We start from the raw sequence: 16413 nt of genomic DNA on the forward strand, positions 1-16413 counted from the left end.
CATGACGCTCACTCTGGAAGACCGGGCGGCCGGCTGCCTCGTCGGAGCCGCCGTCGGCGACGCGCTCGGCGGCCCGGTGGAGGGTTGGTCCCCGGACCGGATCGTGGAACGGCACGGCGGTCGCGTGCACGGCATCGTCGGCCCGTGGCACGAGGACTGGCGCACGGCCCGCCCCATCGCGCCGTACCACAAGGGCGACGGCCACGTCACCGACGACACCCTCATGACGCACGCGCTGGTACGGGTCTACGAGGCCGTACGGGACCACCTCGACGCGTACGCGGTCGCCGAGCACCTGGTCCCTGACCTGATGACCAACCCGCGCTGGATCCCCGAACTCGAAGCCGAGGCGCTCCCCCTCCAGCGAATCTTCCTCGCCGAGAAGTGGATCGTGACGCGGCTGCACTACGCCCACGCGGACCCGCGCGAGGCGGGCAACGGCAACATCGTCAACTGTGGTGCGGCGATGTACATGGCGCCGGTCGGCATCGTCAACGCGGGCCATCCGGCGGGCGCGTACGCGGAGGCCCTGGACATCGCCGGGGCGCACCAGTCCTCGTACGGGCGGGAGGCGGCGGGCGTCTTCGCGGCGGCGGTGGCGGCGGCGTGCGTACCGGGGGCGACGGCGTCGTCGGTGGTGGACACGGCCCTCGCGCTGGCCAAGGACGGCACCCGTGAGGCGATCGCGGCGGTGTGCGAAGTGGCGGGCCGCCACCGGGACTTCGAGTCGGCGCTGGCCCCGCTGCGGGCGGCGGTGGCCCCGTACGACTCGGTGGGCCCGGACTACCGCTCCCCCTCGCTCGGCGCGCGCCGCCCGTCCCGCCTCCACTCGATCGAGGAACTCCCGATCGCGCTCGGCATGCTGGTGGTCGCCGACGGGGCGTACGAGGGCTCGGTCCTCGGCGCCGTGAACTACGGTCGGGACTGTGACTCGATCGCCACGATGGCGGGGGCGATCGCCGGAGCCCTGGCGGGCGTCCGTGCGGTCCCGCCGGTGTGGGCCAAGCAGGTCGCCGAGGCCAGCCGCCTGGACCTGCACGCCCCGGCGTCCGCACTGGCGGCGGTGGCCCGCGAGGTCTTCGCCCTGGACGGGGCCCGCCGCCGCAGCCACGAGTCGGCGTTCACCTCGATCGCCGCCCCGCAGTGACCGGCGCCCCGACCTGCGACGGCGCTGCGGCCGCGCCGATCCCGAGCCCGCCCCCGGCCGGGGCCGCGGGCGGCGGTGCGGCCGAGGTCGTACGGCTTACCTGGGTCCAGCCGGAGGACCTGCTCGGGCACGAGTTCCGGCAGGCCGCCGAGGACGGCCGGGCAGCGGCCGCCGAGCCGCTGCTGCGCACCTGGCTGGACGCGGGCGGCCGGCCCGCCCCCGCCCGGGCGGGCAGCTCCCCCGCCCCCGCCTCCCCGCAGCTCCGCGTCCTGGCCGAACGCCTCCTGACGGCCCTGGCCGCCCTCCCGCCCCCGCTCAGCGCGGACGAACCCCGCTCCTGGCCCGCCATCACCGCGACCTGGCCGGAGGCCGCCACCGGGCCGGGCCGGCCGGCCCCCGAGGCCATCGGCCCCGCACGGGCCGAGGGGCCGGACGGGGCGGACGGGGCGGACGGGCTGTGCCGGAGGCTGGAGGCGGCCTGGACGGGCCGGGCCGTCGGGTGCGTGCTCGGGAAGCCGGTGGAGAAGCTGCCGCTGGCCGGGATCCGCGCGCTCGCCCGCGCCGCGGGCAACTGGCCGTTGCACGACTGGTTCACCGCCCGCGGAGTCCCGCCGGAGCTGCTGGCCGCCCACCCCTGGAACCGGCGTTCCGCCGCCACCTCCCTCGCCGAGAACATTGACGGCGTGCCCGAGGACGACGACCTCAACTACCCCCTCCTCAACCTGCTCCTGCTCCAGCGGCACGGCAAGCGGTTCACCACCGCCGACGTCGCCCGGCTCTGGCTCGACGAGCTCCCCGCGGGCCGGACCTTCACCGCCGAGCGCCTGGCGCACCGGAACCTGCTGCTCGGCCTGGAGCCCCCGGCCACCGCCACCCACCGCAATCCCTTCCGCGAGTGGATCGGCGCCCTCATCCGGGCCGACGTCCACGGCTGGACCAACCCCGGCGACCCGGCGGCCGCCGCGGCCCAGGCCTACCGGGACGCCACCCTCACCCACACCGGCAACGGCCTCTACGCCGCCCTGTTCACCGCCGCCGCCATCGCCGAGGCCGCCGCAGGCCGGACCGACGTCCACACCGCACTCCGGGCCGGGCTGGCCGTCGTACCGCCGCGCTCACGGCTCGCCGAGGCCGTCCGGCACGCCGTCGACACGGCCGGCCGGTACGCCGACTTCGACCGCGTCGTGGACCACTTGCACGCCCGCTACGGGCATTACCACTGGGTGCACGCCGTCCCCAACACGGCACTCGTCGCGGCCGCCCTCACCCATGCCGACGGGGACTTCACGCGCTCCGTGTGCCGTGCGGTGTCCGGCGGCTGGGACACCGACTCCAACGGGGCGACCGCCGGCTCCCTCGCCGCGCTCGTCGACCCGGCCGGGGTCCCGCACCGCTGGTCCGCGCCCCTCAAGAACCGTCTCGCCACCACCGTCCCCGGTTTCGACGGCATCGGCTTCGACACCCTCGCCCAGCTCACCGCACAGGAGGCAGCCCGCCCATGACGGCCATCGCCGTGCTCGGCAGTACCAACATGGACCTCGTCGCCTACGTGGCCAAGGCCCCCCGCCTCGGGGAGACCGTCACCGGCCGCGAGTTGCGCACCGCCCCCGGCGGCAAGGGGGCCAACCAGGCCGTCGCCGCCGCCCGCCTCGGCGGGGAGGTGGTGATGATCGGCGCGGTCGGGGCCGACGGGTTCGGCGTACGACTGCGTTCCGCGCTCACCGGGGCCGGGGTCGAGACGGCGGCCCTGCGCACCGTCGAGGGCGCCAGCGGCACCGCGCACATCACCGTGGACGACGAGGGAGGGAACGCCATCGTCGTCATCCCGGGCGCCAACGCCCGCGTCACCGGCCTGGAGGCGGGCGACGAGTCCCGCATCGGCGCCGCCGACTCGCTCCTCCTCCAGCTCGAAGTCCCGCTGTCCGCCGTCCTGGCCGGCGCTCTCGCAGCCCGCGCCCACGGGGTCCGTACGGTCCTCACCCCGGCCCCCGCCCAGCCGCTGCCCGCGGAGCTCCTCGCCGCCACCGACCTGCTCGTCCCCAACGAGCACGAGGCCGCCGCCCTCACCGGGCTCACCGACCCCTACCAGGCCGCGAAGGCCCTGCTCCACGAGGTCCCGGAGGTCGTAGTCACCCTCGGCGCGGGCGGGTCCCTGTACGCCGCCCGCGGGCGGGAGCCGCTGACCGTGCCCGCGCCCCGCGTCCGCGCCGTGGACACCACCGCGGCCGGCGACACCTTCGTCGGCGCGCTCGCCGTGGCCCTCGGGGACCACCTCCCCATGCCGCGGGCGCTGGCCTGGGCCTCGGCGGCGGCCGCGCTGTCCGTCCAACGGCCGGGGGCCCAGGACTCGATGCCGACCCGCGCCGAGACGGACGCCTTCGCGGCGGCCGGTCCCGTCTCCGGTCCCGTCTCCGGAGCCGCCTCGTGACCGCCGCCGCGCCGGCGGCCGGGCCGGAGCGCGGGCAGGGGAGCGGGCAGCGGGGCGAGCCGGGGAGCGGGCCGCTGCACGGGGTGAGGGTGCTGGACCTCGCCACGCTCTTCGCGGGACCGCTCGCCGCCACCCTGCTCGGTGACTTCGGCGCCGACGTCGTCAAGGTCGAGCACCCCGAACGCCCCGACCCCTCGCGCGGGCACGGCCCCGCCAAGGACGGCATCGGCCTGTGGTGGAAGCTGCTCGGCCGGAACAAGCGGACGATGACCCTGGACCTGTCCGCTCCCGGCGGGCGCGACACCCTCCTGCGGCTGGCCTCGACCGCCGACGTGATCATCGAGAACTTCCGCCCCGGCACCCTGGAGAAGTGGGGCCTGGGCTGGGCCGAGCTGTCCGCCGCCAACCCGCGGCTGGTGCTGGCCCGCGTCACCGCCTTCGGCCAGCAGGGCCCGTACGCCCGCCGGCCCGGCTTCGGCACCCTCGCGGAGGCGATGAGCGGCTTCGCCGCGATCACCGGGGAGCCGGACGGGCCGCCGACCCTGCCGCCCTTCGGCCTCGCCGACTCGATCGCCGCACTGACCACCGCGTACGCCGTGATGACCGCGCTCGCCGGGCGCGAGCGCACCGGTCACGGACAGGTGGTGGACCTGGCCATCATCGAGCCGATCCTCACGGTGCTGGGCCCGCACCCGCTCTGGTACGACCAGCTCGGCTACGTCCAGCCGCGCACCGGCAACCGCTCCACCAACAACGCTCCCCGGAACACCTACCGCAGTGCGGACGGGCGCTGGCTGGCGGTCTCCACCTCCGCCCAGTCCATCGCCGAGCGCGTGATGCGGCTCGTCGGCCGGCCCGAGCTGATCGCGGAGCCGTGGTTCGCGACCGGCTCCGGCCGGGCCGCCCACGCGCCCGTCCTCGACGGGGCGGTGGGCGGCTGGATCGGCCGCCACAAGGCCGACGACGTGGTCGCCGCCTTCGAGGAGGCCGAGGCCGCCGTGGCCCTGGTCTACGACGTGCGGGACGTCATGGCCGATCCGCAGTTCGCCGCCCTGGACACCGTCACCGAGGTCGACGACCCCGAACTCGGCCCGCTCCGGATGCAGAACGTCTTGTTCCGGCTGTCCGAGACCCCCGGCGCGATCCGCTGGGCGGGCCGCCCGCACGGCGCGGACACCGATGCCGTACTCACCGAACTCGGCCTGTCCGAGGCCGAGATCAGCACACTCCGGATGGAGCGGGCCCTGTGATCCTGACCTGGCTCTACGTACCCGGCGACCGCCCGGAGGTGGTGGCCAAGGCCCTGCGCTCCGGGGCCGACGCCGTCATCGTCGACCTGGAGGACGCGGTGTCGGCCTCCCGCAAGGAGTACGCCCGCGCCGCCACCGCGGAACGGCTCGCCGAGCGGCCCCCGGTCCCCGTCTTCGTCCGCGTCAACGCGCTGGACTCGCCGTGGGCCGGCGCCGACCTGACCGCTCTGACCGGGCTGCGGGGCCTCGCGGGGCTGCGGCTGCCGAAGATCTCGGCGCCCGAACAGATCGTCGCGGTCGCCGACCGCACCGGCGGGGTGACCCTGCACGCCATGCTGGAGTCGGCGCTGGGCGTGGAGCGCGCGTACGAGATCGCCCGCGCGCACCCCGCCCTGCGCGCGCTCTCCCTCGGCGAGGCCGACCTCCGGGCCGACCTGGGCATCAGCGCGGACGCGGGCCTGGACTGGCCGCGCTCCCGCGTGGTGGTCGCGGCACGGGCGGCGGGACTCGCCCCGCCCGCACAGTCGGTGTTCCCCGACATCCGGGACCTGGAGGCGCTGGCCCGCTCCTGTGCCCGCGGGCGGGCCCTGGGCTTCCTGGGCCGGGCGGCGATCCACCCGCGCCAGCTGCCGGTGATCGAGCGGGCCTATCTGCCCGGCCCGCAGGAGGTCACCGCCGCCGAGGAGATCGTCGCGGCCGCCCGCCGCAGCCCGGGCGCGGTCGCCCTGCCCGACGGCCGCTTCGTCGACCCGGCGGTCCTGGCGGGCGCGGAACGCCTCGTCGCCCTGGCCCGCCGCGAATGACGCGGCGCGGGGCGCCCCCTCCGGCGCGGCCCGCCCGCCCCCGGCGCCCCCCACAGGCGCATCCCCCGAGACCGAACCGGGCCGAGCCGAACCGGGCCGAGCCGAGCCGGGCCGAGCCGAGCCGGGCCGAGCCGAGCCGGGCCGAGCCGGGCCGAGACCGAACCGGGCCGAGACCGAACCGGGCCGAGCCGAGCCGAGCCGAGCCGGGCCGAACCGGGGCGGGCCGGGCCGAACCGGGGCGGGCCGGGCCGAACCGGGGCGGGCCGAGCCAGGCCAAGCCGAACCGAGCCGAACCGGGGCGGGCCGAGCCGGGCCGGGCCGGGCCGGGGCCGAGCCGGGGCCGAGCCGGGCCGAACCGGGCCGGGCCGAGACCGAGTCGGCCCCGGAGCCGAGCCGCGGCCGAGCCTCGAAACCCAGCCGGGGTCGAGACCGAGGCGGGCCCGGAGCCGAGCCGGGGCCGCAACAACGGCAGCGGCAGCCAGAGCTGGGGCCGGAGCCCCGGGAGCGCGTGGGGTGGGGGTTCGGGGTGCCCGGTGGGCGGGGCCCGGGGCGGCTCCGCCTTCCGATCGGGCGTGAAGCGCCGGGACGTGACGTCCGTGCGCGGTCGCGCCCCACGCAGACGGGAGGGGCGCCGCGCGGTGCGCGGCGCCCCTCCCGTCGTGTTCCGGACGACCCGGTCAGAGCTTCTTGGCGGCCTTGGGCTCCTCGGCGTCCCTGGACTCGGCCGCAGAACCGCCCTCGGCGCCGGCCTCGGCCTCGGTCTTGGCCTCGGTCTTGGCCTCGGTCTTGGCCTCGGTCTTGGCCTCGGTCTTGGCGTCAGCCTCGACCGTGGCCTCCGCATCGGTCTCGGCCCCGGCGTCGACGCCGGCCTTCGGCTCGGAGTCCTTGGCCCCGGCGGCCGCGTCGGCTTCCTTCGCGGCGGGGTCGGACGCCGCGGGACCGCGGTCCGGCTCCACGACCTCCTCGCGGCCCGGCCGCAGCTTCGCCGACAGGACGAAGTAGACGACGGCCAGGACGAAGACCACGATCGCGGTCCACACGTTCAACCGCAGGCCCAGGATGTGGTGGGCCTCGTCGACGCGCATGTACTCGATCCAGCCTCGGCCGGCGCAGTACGCGGCCACGTACAGGGCGAAGGCCCGGCCGTGTCCGAGCTTGAAGCGGCGGTCCGCCCAGATCACGAGCGCGGCGACGCCGAGGCACCACAGCGACTCGTACAGGAACGTCGGGTGGTAGGTCCCGGCGACCCGGTTGGGGCCGTCGCTGATCTCCAGCGCCCACGGCAGGTCGGTGGCGCGGCCGTACAGCTCCTGGTTGAACCAGTTGCCCCAGCGGCCGCAGGCCTGGGCGAGGGCGATGCCGGGGGCCAGGGCGTCGGCCCAGGCCGGCAGCGGGATGCCTCGCAGGCGGCAGCCGATCCAGGCGCCCACCGCGCCCAGCGCGATCGCGCCCCAGATGCCGAGGCCGCCCTCCCAGATCTTGAAGGCGTCGACCCAGTTGCGGCCCTCGCCGAAGTACAGCTGATAGTCGGTGATCACGTGGTAGAGGCGACCGCCGACCAGGCCGAATGGCACCGCCCACACGGCGATGTCCGCGACCGTGCCCGGCTTTCCGCCGCGCGCGATCCACCGCTTGTTGCCGAGCCAGACGGCGACGAAGACGCCGATGATGATGCAGAACGCGTAGCCGCGCAGCGGGATCGGTCCGAGATGGATCACGCCGGTCGACGGGCTGGGGATATAGGCAAGGTTCATGGCAGAGCCGACGCTACCCTGCCGGGCGGTGCGGACCGCAACCCGCCCGGCAACCTGGCGCCAAATCGAGACGGGGCGGTCAGTCCTCCGCGGCCCCCTGCGAGGCCCCGGCCGAGCCGGCCCTCGACCCCGAGGTCGTGGACGAGGACTTCGCCGCGGACGGGGACGAGGCGGACGACGTCCCGGACCCCGAGGTCTTCGACCCCTTCGACCCCTTCGAGGAGGAGAACGACGAACCGGAAGCGGAAGCGGAAGCCGACGGCGACGGCGAGGCGCTCGCGGCCCCCGCCCCGCCCCCGGTGCCCTTCGCCGCGGCCTCCACCTGCTCCTTGAGCTTCTGCGGGGTGACCGGGTTGGCCTGGTCGGCGAAGATGTCCTTGCCGTTCAGCAGCACGCTCGGGGTGCCCCGGAACTTCCCGGCGCGGAAGGCCTCGAAGGACTTGTTCACCCAACTGTTGTGCGTCCCGTCCTCGACGCACTTGCGGAACTCGGGGGTGTCCAGCCCGGGCACCTTGGCGGCCAGCTCCAGCAGCTTCGCGTTCGTCCCGTACGCGTCGCTCGTCTCCTGCGGCTGGTTCTCGAACAGGACGTCGTGGTAGGCGGCGAACTTGCCGGCGTCCTGCGCGCAGGCGGCCGCATTGGCGCCCTTGAGCGAGCCGCTGCCGCCCATGTTCCCGTCGATCAGGGTGACCAGGTGGTAGTCGACCTTGAGCAGGCCCTTGGCCTCCAGCTCGTGGACCGTGTCCCGGTAGTTGGTCTCGAAGGACTTGCACGCCGGGCAGCGGAAGTCCTCCCACACCGTCAGCGTGGACTTGGCCTCGGGCTTGCCCGTCTGGATGACGAGCGCGTCCTTGCCGGTGGCCCCGGAGGGGGCTGACACCGGGCCCGCCTTGGCGGACTTGTCGCCCTTGTCGGTGTTGGCCGCGATCAGGCCGACGACGGCCGCCAGGCCGAGGACGCCGACCACGGCCGACGCCACGACGAGGGTCCGCCGCCGCTTTTCCCTCTTCTTCTCGCGCTCGCGCTCCACCTGGAGCCGCTCGCGGGCCGATCGTTTCGCTTCGCGGTTCGCACCGTCGTCGTTCTTCTCGCTCACGTTCGGCCAAACGAAGCGGGGAGGCACTCGCGTGCCTCCCCGCCCCCACTTCCACCCGATCGGGCTACAGAACCCGGTCAGGGGTTCGCAGCGCCGATCGAACGCGCACGCCGGCTGCGGTCAGCCCCTGCGCACGCCTTCCGCGAGCTCGCCCGCCAGCGCCCGTACGGCGGCCAGCCCGGCCGGCAGGTCCGGCGCGTCCAGCAGCAGCTTCACGAAGGCCGAACCGACGATCACCCCGTCGGCGAAGCCCGCGACCTCCTTGGCCTGGACGGCGTTGGAGACGCCGAGGCCGACGCAGACGGGGAGTTCGGTCTTCGCGCGGGTGCGCCGGACCAGCTCCTGGGCCTCGTGGCCGACCGACTCGCGGGTGCCGGTGACACCCATCAGCGAGGCGGCGTAGACGAAACCGGAACCGGCGGCCGTGATGGTCGCCAGGCGCTCGTCCTTGCTGCTCGGAGCGACGACGAAGACGGTCGCCAGACCGTGCTTGTCGGCGTGCTCGCGCCACAGAGCGGACTCCTGGACCGGCAGGTCGGGCAGGATGCAGCCCGCACCGCCCGCCTCGGCCAGCTCGGTGGCGAACCGCTCCACGCCGTAGCGGTCGATCGGGTTCCAGTACGTCATGACCAGCACCGGCGCCCCGGTCGCCGCATGGGCCTCGCGCACGGTGCGCAGCACGTCGGCGATCTTGACGCCGCCGCGCAGGGCGATGTCGTCGGCGGTCTGGATGATCGCGCCGTCCAGGACCGGGTCGCTGTGCGGGAGGCCGATCTCGACCAGGTCCGCGCCGCCCGCGATGACGGCCTTGACGGCCTCGATGCCGCCGTCGACGGTCGGGAAACCGGCCGGGAGGTAGGCGATGAGGGCCGCGCGGTCCTCGGACTTGACCTTGGCGAGGGTGTCGCTCAGCAGCTGGATGTTGCCCTTGGCGTTGCCGTCCGTGCTCACTTGCTCTCCCCCTCGGTGTCGGCCGTGTCGTCGTAGAGGCCGAAGTAGCGTGCGGCCGTGTCCATGTCCTTGTCGCCGCGGCCGGACAGGTTGACCACGATCAGCCCGTCCTTGCCGAGCTCCTTGCCCAGGTCGAGGGCGCCCGCGAGGGCGTGCGCCGACTCGATCGCCGGGATGATGCCCTCCGTGCGGGAGAGCAGGCGCAGGGCCTGCATCGCGGCGTCGTCGGTGACCGCGCGGTACTCGCCGCGGCCCGAGTCCTTCAGGAAGGAGTGCTCCGGGCCGATGCCCGGGTAGTCCAGGCCGGCCGAAATGGAGTACGGCTCGGTGATCTGGCCCTCCTCGTCCTGGAGGACGTAACTGCGGGAGCCGTGCAGGATGCCCGGCTCGCCCGCGGTCAGGGTGGCCGCGTGCTCGCCGGTCTCGACGCCGTGTCCGGCGGGCTCGAAGCCGACCAGGCGGACGTCGGCGTCCGGGATGAAGGCGTGGAAGAGGCCGATGGCGTTGGAGCCGCCGCCGACGCAGGCCGCGACGGCGTCAGGCAGCCGTCCGGCGCGCTCCAGGATCTGGCGCCGGGCCTCGACGCCGATGACCCGGTGGAAGTCGCGGACCATGGCCGGGAAGGGGTGCGGGCCGGCGACCGTGCCGAAGAGGTAGTGGGTGCGGTCCACGTTGGCGACCCAGTCGCGGAACGCCTCGTTGATGGCGTCCTTGAGGGTGCGGGAGCCTGACTTCACGGCGATGACCTCGGCGCCCAGCATGCGCATCCGGGCCACGTTCAGGGCCTGGCGCTGGGTGTCGATCTCGCCCATGTAGACGGTGCATTCGAGGCCGAAGAGGGCGCAGGCCGTGGCGGTGGCGACGCCGTGCTGGCCGGCGCCGGTCTCGGCGATGACGCGGGTCTTGCCCATGCGCTTGGTGAGCAGCGCCTGGCCCAGCACGTTGTTGATCTTGTGCGAGCCGGTGTGGTTGAGGTCCTCGCGCTTGAGGAAGATCCGGGCGCCGCCGGCGTGCTCGGCGAACCGCGGCACCTCGGTGAGGGCGCTGGGCCGGCCGGTGTAGTTGACCATCAGGTCGTTGAGCTCGGCCGCGAAGGCCGGGTCGCCCTTGGCCTTCTCGTACTCGACGGCGACCTCGTCCACGGCGGCCACGAGCGCCTCCGGGATGAACTTGCCGCCGAATTCGCCGAAGTAGCCCTCGGCGTTGGGGACGTGACCCTCCGGGTCCGGAATGAAGAACGAGCTGCTGGACATGCCCAGTACTCCTACGGGTGCGATGGGATGGATGCACCGTATTGCGCCGCGGGTCCGCCGCACGTGCACCCCGCTGCGGGGGTGCCGATGCGTACGGACGCAGCGGCCCGCGCCCGGAGCCGGCGGCTCGGGGCCACGGACCGTAAGCGAGCGCCTCGGGCGGTACGACGGGCGGCGTCGGGAGACGACGTCAGGCGTACCGGACCCGGGCGGTCCTCGTTACGGCGCTCCTGTGGTGCGCCATCGCATGCCGTTGACCTGACCGGGCTCGGAGCCGATCACGTACCGGACCCGCCGCCCGTGCACCCGCCGGGCCGGAGCGCGGCAGCCGCGGGGGCGGCAGCCGCGCGCCAGGGGCGCGTGCGCCGTCGGCACGCCGGCGGGGCCGAAGCCGGGCCGGGTGCGGACGGAGGGGCGGTCGGTGGTCATGGGACGGTCAGCTCCGACCGTGGCGCAGGGCGGGGTGGGCGCCGGCGGCGACGAGGTCGGCCACGGCCGCCTTCGGGTCGCGTCCGGTGACCAGGGATTCCCCGACGAGGACGGCGTCGGCGCCCTCGTTGGCGTAGGCGATCAGGTCGTGCGGCCCGCGGATGCCGGATTCGGCGACCTTGACGATGTGGGCCGGGATCTCGCCGACGACGCGCTCGAAGGTGGAGCGGTCGACCTTGAGGTCCTTGAGGTTGCGGGCATTGACACCGATGATCTTGGCGCCGGCCGCAACCGCGCGCTCGACCTCGTCCTCGTCGTGGACCTCGACGAGCGGGGTGAGGCCGATGGACTCGGCCCGCTCGATGAGGGAGACGAGGGCCTCCTGCTCCAGGGCCGCGACGATCAGCAGCACGAGGTCGGCGCCGTAGGCGCGGGCCTCCCACAGCTGGTACGCCGTGACGATGAAGTCCTTGCGCAGGATCGGGATGTCCACGCGCGCGCGGACGGCCTCCAGGTCGGCCAGCGAGCCACCGAAACGGCGCTGCTCGGTGAGGACGGAGATGACCGCCGCACCGCCCGCCTCGTAGTCGGCTGCGAGTCCAGCCGGATCCGCGATCGCGGCCAGCGCGCCCTTGGAGGGGCTGGAGCGCTTGACCTCGCAGATCACCTTGACGCCGTCGCCGCGCAGGGCCGCGACGCCGTCCTTGGCCTGGGGCGCCTTGGCGGCACGCTCCTTGAGCTCGTCGAGGCTCACGCGGGCCTGCCGTTCGGCAAGGTCTTCGCGGACCCCTTCGATGATCTCGTCGAGCACACTCACGCGAGCGGCCCCCTTCCGGGTCGATGACGGTCGGCCGCCTTGCAGACACGTACAACTGCAAGGTCAGCAATCAAATGGTATCCGCAGGAGGCCTTGCCCTCCGCACGCGGTTGACGCCGTCCCATTGACTGGACATTCGGAATCCAGGATTCATATGGGCCCTGTGCAGGCGTTATGGGGCCAGCGCCGATCCGAGGGGCAGGTTTCGGACCACTACGAAGACCAGTGCCAGCACCCCGATGGCCCACCAGTGCGGCCGCCGCAGGACGAAGCGCGGGGGCGGGTCGCCGCGCCAGGCGCGAACCAGCCACAGGACCATGTAGCCGGCGAAGACGAAGTAGCCGGCGACGGCCAGGGCATTTGCCCCCAAAGCGGCGATCAGATCACCATGGGCGAACGCGTGGGCACTGCGCAGCCCGCCGCATCCGGGGCACAGGATTCCGGTGAGCTTGAATAGCGGGCAGACCGGATAGTGGCCCGGTTCATTGGGATCCACGGCGCCCACGTACGCAAAGGCGAGGGCCGCCGAGGCCAGCGTGAGCGCCGGCGGGGCCAGCCGCCGGGCGCGGCCCTGCGGCGGCGCAGGAGCGGCGAAGGGGCTGCGAGAGGCGTCCACGCGCTGATTCTCTCCGCTCATGACAAAAGGCGCAGCCCGGCGGGGCCGCGCCTTTCGAAGGCTTGCACCGGTACTCGGACCTCGGCGGTCCGTCAGGCCTTGGCGGCGGCCTTGTTGGCGGCGATCACCACGGCCAGGTCATCGTGGGCGCCCTTCGGCGCACCCATGCCCGCGGCCTTCATCGCCATGCCCACCACACCGCCGAGCGCGACCACGACGAGACCGGCCCAGAACCCGAGCGGGTTCGCGAGCACCATGAAGGCACCGGAGATGCAGAAACCGATGAACGCGATGGTGACACCGGTCCAGGCGGCCGGGGTGTGTCCGTGGTTCGTGCCCGCCATGAGTTGCTCCTCGTTTGCTCTGTCGCAGTACTGCTAAGAAATCGCGGTCTGTGTCGAATGCTCGGTGCCCATTGTCCCGCACCGGGCGCGGTGCCCGGTCAGCGGGTCGGGTCCTCGCCACGGTCCAGGGCCTTCCACAGGTCCTCGGGCCGGTCGGGGTCCACCGCCGCCGCCTTGCGGGCGCGGGGACTGCCGTCCCGCTCGTAGCGGCCGCCCATCGCGGGCCAGCTGCCGCCGAACCTCAGGGCCAGCAGTCCGGCGACCAGGATCAGGGCCGCACCGGCGGCCGTGATGTACGGCCAGGCCGTGTGTGTGAGCTCCCCCACCCGGGCCGCGGTGTCCGCCGTCGCGCGGGCGGCCTGCGCGTCCAGCGCCTGACGGTCGTCGGCGGCCAGCACCGCGGAGAGCGCCGCGCCCAGGCCGCTCAGCGCGAGCAGCCCGGAGACCAGCAGCCGGCTCCTGCCGCGTACGGCGAACACGGCCACGAGGGCGGCGAGGCCCACGATGGCCAGGGCCGCCGGAAGTCCGGTGACGGCCCGCCCGTCCGCGGTCAGCGGCAGCGAGCCGCCCCCGACGGCGGCGGCGCCCCGGGCCCAGACACGGCCGGAGGCGAGCAGGACGACGGTGGCACCGAGCGCGCCGAGCAGCAGGGCGACGGCCACGCTGCGGCGGCCGCCGCGACCGTCACCGCCGTCCGCGGTGTCCGCGGCGGCGGGAGCGTCGGTGTCGTTTCGGGGTGGGGGTACGGCACTCACGTACCCCACTATCCCCTACCGCGTCAGGAGGCGTTCAGCCGGTTGGCCGCTCCCACCGCGCGCAGGACGGCGGCCGCCTTGTTGCGGCACTCGTTGTCCTCCAGCTCGGGCACCGAATCCGCGACGACTCCCGCGCCGGCCTGGACGTACGCCGTGCCGTCGCGCAGCAGCGCGGTGCGGATGGCGATGGCCGTGTCGGAGTCCCCGGCGAAGTCGAGGTAGCCCACGCAGCCGCCGTACAGGCCCCGGCGGGAGGGTTCGAGCTCCTCGATGATCTGCATGGCGCGCGGCTTGGGCGCCCCGGAGAGGGTGCCGGCCGGGAAGCAGGCGGTCAGCACGTCGAAGGCGGTGCGGCCCTCGGCGACCCGGCCGGTGACGGTCGAGACGATGTGCATGACGTGCGAGTACCGCTCGATCGACATGAAGTCGACGACCTCCACCGATCCCGGCTCGCAGACCCGGCCCAGGTCGTTGCGGCCCAGGTCGACGAGCATCAGGTGCTCGGCCCGCTCCTTGGGGTCGGCCAGCAGCTCCTCGGCGAGCTCGTGGTCCTCCTGCGGGGTGGCCCCGCGGTGGCGGGTGCCCGCGATCGGGTGGACCATGGCCCGGCCGTCCTCGACCTTGACCAGGGCCTCGGGGCTGGAGCCGACGACGTCGAAGCCGTTCTCGAAGCGGAACAGGTACATGTACGGGGACGGGTTGGTGGCCCGCAGCACCCGGTAGACGTCCAGTGCGGAGGCGGCGCAGGGGGTCTCGAACCGCTGCGAGGGCACCACCTGGAAGGCCTCGCCGGCCCGGATCCGCTCCTTGATGTCCTCGACGGCGTCCCGGTACTTCTCGCCGCCCCACAGCGCGGAGAACTCCGGCAGCTCGGAGGCGGGCAGCGGGGTGGGCGTGTACGGGGCGGGCCGCGCGAGGTCGGCCTCCATGGCGTCGAGCCGGGCCATCGCGTCCGCGTACGCCTCGTCCACGCCGGTGTCGAGGTCGTTGTGGTTGATGGCGTTGGCGATGAGCTGGACCGTGCCGTCCCAGTGGTCCATGACCGCCAGGTCGGAGGTGAGCAGCATGGTCAGCTCGGGCAGCCGCAGGTCGTCGTCGGTGTGCTCGCCGATGCGCTCCAGGCGGCGCACGATGTCGTAGCCGAGGTAGCCGACCATGCCGCCGGTGAAGGGCGGCATCCCCGCGGCGAGGTCGCGGGGGGTGTGCAGGGCCTCGACGGTGGCGCGCAGGGCGTCCAGGGGGTCGCCGTCGGTGGGGACGCCGACGGGCGGGGTCCCGATCCAGTGCGCGCGCCCGTCGCGGACGGTCAGCGTGGAGGCACTGCGGACGCCGACGAAGGAGTAGCGGGACCAGGAGCGGCCGTTCTCGGCGGACTCCAGCAGGAAGGTGCCCGGGCGTTCGGCGGCCAGCTTCCGGTAGAGCCCGACGGGGGTGTCTCCGTCGGCCAGGAGCTTGCGGCTCACGGGGATGACGCGGCGGTCCGCCGCGAGCTTGCGGAACGTCTCAAGATCCATGAGGTGGGACCCTAACTGCCTATTCGGCCAGCGGAAGGACATCGGCGTCGAAGCACGTACGGGCACCCGTGTGGCAGGCGGCACCGACCTGGTCGACCTTGACGAGGAGGGTGTCGGCGTCGCAGTCGAGGGCGACGGACTTCACGTGCTGGAAGTGGCCGGACGTGTCCCCCTTCACCCAGTACTCCCGGCGGCTGCGGGACCAGTACGTGCAGCGGCCCGTGGTCAGGGTGCGGTGCAGGGCTTCGTCGTCCATCCAGCCGAGCATGAGCACCTCACCGGTGTCGTACTGCTGGGCGATGGCCGGTACCAGGCCGTCGGCGGAGCGCTTGAGCCGCGCGGCGATGGCGGGATCGAGGGAGGACGTACTCATGGGGGCCATTGTGCCGCGACCGGGGGGCCGTAACGGATCACCGTCCGCCTGATGGGCGGGCACGGGGCGGCATCCGGTCGTAGGCTGGCCCCCATGTCTACCCATGCGAAGCGCGAACGCCTGCTGCTGGCGGACCTGTTGGAGGCGGTGGGGCCGGAGGCGCCGACGCTGTGCGACGGCTGGCGGGCCCGGGAACTGGCGGCACACGTGGTGGTCCGGGAGCGTCGCCCGGACGCGGCGGGCGGCCTGCTGCTGAACGTCCTGAAGGACCGGCTGGACAAGGCGATGGCCGAGTACACGGCCAAGCCGTACGAGGAACTGATCCAGCTGATCCGGACCGGCCCACCGAAGATGTCCCTGTACGCGCTGAAGCAGATCGACGAGGCGGCCAACGCGGTGGAGTTCTACGTCCACGCGGAGGACGTCCGGCGCGCCCAGCCGGACTGGTCGCCGCGCCAGCTGGACCCGGTGTTCTCGGACGCCCTGTGGTCACGGCTGGAGAAGCTGGCCCGGCTGACGGGCCGTCGCGCCCCGGTGGGCCTGGTGCTGCGCCGCCCGAACGGGCAGACCGTCGTCGCGCACAAGGGCACCCCGGTGGTGACGGTCACCGGCGAGCCGGGCGAGCTGACGCTGTTCTGCTTCGGCCGCCAGAACGCCGCCGCGGTGGAACTGGACGGCCCGAAGGAGGCCGTCGCCAAGCTGACGGTGGCCAAGCTCGGCATCTGACCCCTTGACGGCGCCCTCGCACCGGTCGGCCCTGACGGGCCTCCCGGGCTTCGGGCGCCTGCGGCGGATTCCGTCCGCCGACCCGGCCGGGGCGGCGAGCGCGGGCCCGCAGGCCCGGGGCAGTGCCCCGGGCTCCGTCACCGCCGCCGGCCGGGCG

The 16413-nt window shown here is 74.1% G+C and carries 16 protein-coding genes and 1 pseudogene; 6 read left to right on the forward strand and 11 right to left on the reverse strand.

Going from position 1 to position 16413, the window contains the following annotated elements; translation table 11 throughout:
* The first annotated feature begins 1 nt into the window (after nt 1).
* The 5 genes from OG974_RS13590 (at nt 2) to OG974_RS13610 (ending at nt 5628) form a co-directional block, all read left to right on the forward strand.
* Nucleotides 2-1147: an ADP-ribosylglycohydrolase family protein gene (locus OG974_RS13590; RefSeq protein WP_371646587.1), complete on the forward strand. Its 1146-nt coding sequence runs from the start codon at nt 2-4 to the stop codon at nt 1145-1147.
* 38 nt (nt 1148-1185) lie between these two features.
* Nucleotides 1186-2649 carry an ADP-ribosylglycohydrolase family protein gene (locus OG974_RS13595; RefSeq protein ID WP_371646816.1) on the forward strand — a complete coding sequence of 488 codons (1464 nt, stop codon included), beginning with the start codon at nt 1186-1188 and terminating at the stop codon, nt 2647-2649.
* Nucleotides 2646-3575, forward strand: coding sequence for a ribokinase (gene rbsK / locus OG974_RS13600; RefSeq protein WP_327282953.1), 930 nt, complete (start codon nt 2646-2648; stop codon nt 3573-3575). Before OG974_RS13595 ends, rbsK begins: the two co-directional genes overlap by 4 nt.
* A gap of 74 nt (nt 3576-3649) precedes the next feature.
* Nucleotides 3650-4825: a CaiB/BaiF CoA transferase family protein gene (locus OG974_RS13605; RefSeq protein WP_371646818.1), complete on the forward strand. Its 1176-nt coding sequence runs from the start codon at nt 3650-3652 to the stop codon at nt 4823-4825.
* Nucleotides 4822-5628, forward strand: a complete 807-nt coding sequence (locus tag OG974_RS13610) for a CoA ester lyase (RefSeq protein ID WP_371646590.1) — start codon at nt 4822-4824, stop codon at nt 5626-5628. The genes OG974_RS13605 and OG974_RS13610 overlap by 4 nt, the downstream gene beginning before the upstream one ends.
* A 677-nt stretch (nt 5629-6305) precedes the next feature.
* Here the strand turns inward: OG974_RS13610 and lgt are convergent.
* The 11 genes and pseudogenes from lgt to hisI all read right to left on the reverse strand — a co-directional run bounded on the left by lgt (nt 6306) and on the right by hisI (nt 15539).
* Nucleotides 6306-7382 (reverse strand): prolipoprotein diacylglyceryl transferase, encoded by a 1077-nt coding sequence (lgt, locus tag OG974_RS13615; protein WP_371646592.1) that lies wholly within the window; start codon nt 7380-7382, stop codon nt 6306-6308.
* Between the two features lie 301 nt (nt 7383-7683).
* A pseudogene (locus OG974_RS13620) lies at nt 7684-8478 on the reverse strand (DsbA family protein); the annotation flags it as partial.
* Between the two features lie 120 nt (nt 8479-8598).
* Nucleotides 8599-9429 (reverse strand): tryptophan synthase subunit alpha, encoded by an 831-nt coding sequence (gene trpA, locus OG974_RS13625; RefSeq protein ID WP_371646595.1) that lies wholly within the window; start codon nt 9427-9429, stop codon nt 8599-8601.
* Entirely contained in the window at nt 9426-10682 is a 1257-nt protein-coding gene (gene trpB / locus OG974_RS13630; protein WP_327282958.1) for a tryptophan synthase subunit beta, read from the reverse strand. Before trpB ends, trpA begins: the two co-directional genes overlap by 4 nt.
* Nucleotides 10683-10901: 219 nt before the next feature.
* Entirely contained in the window at nt 10902-11111 is a 210-nt protein-coding gene (trpM, locus tag OG974_RS13635) for a tryptophan biosynthesis modulator TrpM (protein WP_328762433.1), read from the reverse strand.
* Nucleotides 11112-11118: 7 nt separating this feature from the next.
* Nucleotides 11119-11928 carry an indole-3-glycerol phosphate synthase TrpC gene (gene trpC / locus OG974_RS13640; RefSeq protein ID WP_134075034.1) on the reverse strand — a complete coding sequence of 270 codons (810 nt, stop codon included), beginning with the start codon at nt 11926-11928 and terminating at the stop codon, nt 11119-11121.
* Nucleotides 11929-12100: 172 nt separating this feature from the next.
* The gene (locus tag OG974_RS13645; RefSeq protein ID WP_327282960.1) at nt 12101-12565 is read right to left on the reverse strand and encodes a DUF2752 domain-containing protein; all 465 of its coding nucleotides are present in this window, start codon (nt 12563-12565) and stop codon (nt 12101-12103) included.
* Nucleotides 12566-12636: 71 nt separating this feature from the next.
* The gene (locus OG974_RS13650; RefSeq protein WP_327282961.1) at nt 12637-12888 is read right to left on the reverse strand and encodes an HGxxPAAW family protein; all 252 of its coding nucleotides are present in this window, start codon (nt 12886-12888) and stop codon (nt 12637-12639) included.
* A 98-nt stretch (nt 12889-12986) separates the two neighbouring features.
* A complete protein-coding gene (locus OG974_RS13655) occupies nt 12987-13652 on the reverse strand; it encodes a TIGR02234 family membrane protein (protein ID WP_327282962.1) in 666 nt (221 codons plus the stop codon).
* 14 nt (nt 13653-13666) lie between these two features.
* Entirely contained in the window at nt 13667-15157 is a 1491-nt protein-coding gene (locus tag OG974_RS13660) for an anthranilate synthase component I (RefSeq protein ID WP_328762436.1), read from the reverse strand.
* 19 nt (nt 15158-15176) lie between these two features.
* Nucleotides 15177-15539: a phosphoribosyl-AMP cyclohydrolase gene (gene hisI, locus OG974_RS13665; RefSeq protein WP_054224493.1), complete on the reverse strand. Its 363-nt coding sequence runs from the start codon at nt 15537-15539 to the stop codon at nt 15177-15179.
* An 84-nt stretch (nt 15540-15623) separates the two neighbouring features.
* Between hisI and OG974_RS13670 the strand changes: the two genes are divergently transcribed.
* Nucleotides 15624-16256 (forward strand): TIGR03085 family metal-binding protein, encoded by a 633-nt coding sequence (locus OG974_RS13670; protein WP_327282964.1) that lies wholly within the window; start codon nt 15624-15626, stop codon nt 16254-16256.
* Nucleotides 16257-16413 lie beyond the last annotated feature (157 nt).

Source organism: Streptomyces sp. NBC_00597 (assembly GCF_041431095.1).
Lineage (GTDB): Bacteria > Actinomycetota > Actinomycetes > Streptomycetales > Streptomycetaceae > Streptomyces.

Bases quoted from the DNA above. Each gene is read 5' to 3' on its own strand.
- OG974_RS13590 (WP_371646587.1), top strand. From the start codon at position 2: ATGACGCTCACTCTGGAAGACCGGGCGGCCGGCTGCCTCGTCGGAGCC.
- rbsK (WP_327282953.1), top strand. From the start codon at position 2,646: ATGACGGCCATCGCCGTGCTCGGCAGTACCAACATGGACCTCGTCGCC.
- lgt (WP_371646592.1), bottom strand. From the start codon at position 7,382: ATGAACCTTGCCTATATCCCCAGCCCGTCGACCGGCGTGATCCATCTC.
- trpB (WP_327282958.1), bottom strand. From the start codon at position 10,682: ATGTCCAGCAGCTCGTTCTTCATTCCGGACCCGGAGGGTCACGTCCCC.
- trpM (WP_328762433.1), bottom strand. From the start codon at position 11,111: ATGACCACCGACCGCCCCTCCGTCCGCACCCGGCCCGGCTTCGGCCCC.
- OG974_RS13645 (WP_327282960.1), bottom strand. From the start codon at position 12,565: ATGAGCGGAGAGAATCAGCGCGTGGACGCCTCTCGCAGCCCCTTCGCC.
- OG974_RS13650 (WP_327282961.1), bottom strand. From the start codon at position 12,888: ATGGCGGGCACGAACCACGGACACACCCCGGCCGCCTGGACCGGTGTC.
- OG974_RS13660 (WP_328762436.1), bottom strand. From the start codon at position 15,157: ATGGATCTTGAGACGTTCCGCAAGCTCGCGGCGGACCGCCGCGTCATC.
- hisI (WP_054224493.1), bottom strand. From the start codon at position 15,539: ATGGCCCCCATGAGTACGTCCTCCCTCGATCCCGCCATCGCCGCGCGG.
- OG974_RS13670 (WP_327282964.1), top strand. From the start codon at position 15,624: ATGTCTACCCATGCGAAGCGCGAACGCCTGCTGCTGGCGGACCTGTTG.